A 1,293-nucleotide genomic window follows, 5' to 3' on the forward strand; every position below is an offset into this window, starting at 1 on the left:
GTTCGTCCCTGCCGGGCCCTGCTGTCTCTCTGGGCTACGAGAGAAACCATAACCAGATCGCCGCGCAATGTCTACTCCAGCCGAGACAGATTTTCGTGTGCCCTGGTCAGAGCTAGATGGTGGCGGCTGCTCCAGGGTGAGGGAGCCGCCGCAGCACGCGGAAGGGCCCGACCGGCGTGTGCCGGTCGGGCCCTCCTCGTCGTTCGTGTGTCGGCTCGGCTCACGCCGGCCTCGTCCGTCAGACGGTGGCCGGGATGCCGAGCAGCGCGGAAGCGCGCTGCAGCGGGCTGATTCCGCGCGGGGGCACGGGGGCTTGGGGAAGCGCGCGGCAGGTGAACCCGAGCTGGGTCATGGCCCGCAGGACTTCACCGATGCTGAAGTCCCGTCGGTCCTGACGCGTGATGACCTGGCCGACCTGCTTGGCGGGATAGTGACGGCGGCCGATGATCACGGACTCACTGGTGACCTGCTCGGGCTTGACGCCCTTCATCGACTCCAGGACACCGCTCTTGGTCAGGTCGAACGGAAAGCGGGCGATGACACAGCGCATGATGCCTCACAGGGAGAAGGATCGGGACGGACGGGCCGCGGAGGGGCTGTCAGCGGGCAAGGGCGAGGACGCCCGGAGCGCTTTCCTGCTCGCCGACGCCGGGCAGGGCATCGAGCCTGCGAAAGCGCATCGCGCGGTCGCCCGTCGCGCGGTCGCCCTCGGCCCTCGTGGCCGCGGGCGAGGCGAACGGCCCGCGCTCGCCGAGAACGTCACGCAGTCGGACGCGGTCCGTGTACGTCGGGCTCTCGCGGACTGCGGCGAGCTGGGCCCGGGTGAGCAGCCCGGTGCAGAGGCCGTCGTCGTCGCGGACGAGCAGATGACCTGTGCGGGCACTGGCCATGACGGCCAGGGCCACCTCGACCGTCATGTCGTCACCGACCTGCGGACCGGTGGCCTCCCTCGGGCCGTCCACCGTCAGGTGCACAGGGTCGGCAGTCGCCGAGCGGGGCTGCATCTGGACCAGCGTCAAAACATGCCTCCTGCAGAGGTGGGTCAGTTTCCTGATCACGTGGTGGTCAGGCCGCCGCATCAAAGGTGGACTGCCGCAGGCTCACGCGCCGGGCGGCCGAAACCGGGCGGCGCCTGCCGCGAGAGGACGTGCTCCGCTTGGCGCGTTCGACGACCGGTGCCGTGATGACCACGGGGATTCCGGAGGGGGTTTGTGCGCCGGTGATGCGGTTGAGGGCTTCTTCGCCGGAGTGGACTTGGGTGGTTTGTGCGGTGACTCCGGCGGCGGCCATGAG

The 1,293-nt window shown here is 69.7% G+C and carries 2 protein-coding genes and 1 pseudogene; all 3 read right to left on the bottom strand.

Going from position 1 to position 1,293, the window contains the following annotated elements; all coding sequences use genetic code 11:
* Nucleotides 1-238 precede the first annotated feature (238 nt).
* Nucleotides 239-550 (bottom strand): SCO5918 family protein, encoded by a 312-nt coding sequence (locus ACWFQ8_RS33545; RefSeq protein ID WP_453790042.1) that lies wholly within the window; start codon nt 548-550, stop codon nt 239-241.
* A 49-nt stretch (nt 551-599) separates the two neighbouring features.
* Nucleotides 600-1,019 (bottom strand): CBS domain-containing protein, encoded by a 420-nt coding sequence (locus ACWFQ8_RS33550; RefSeq protein ID WP_453790043.1) that lies wholly within the window; start codon nt 1,017-1,019, stop codon nt 600-602.
* Between the two features lie 46 nt (nt 1,020-1,065).
* A pseudogene (locus ACWFQ8_RS33555) lies at nt 1,066-1,293 on the bottom strand (DEAD/DEAH box helicase); the annotation flags it as partial.

This window comes from Streptomyces sp. NPDC055254 (genome assembly GCF_053606025.1).

Bases quoted from the DNA above. Each gene is read 5' to 3' on its own strand.
- ACWFQ8_RS33545 (WP_453790042.1), bottom strand. From the start codon at position 550: ATGCGCTGTGTCATCGCCCGCTTTCCGTTCGACCTGACCAAGAGCGGT.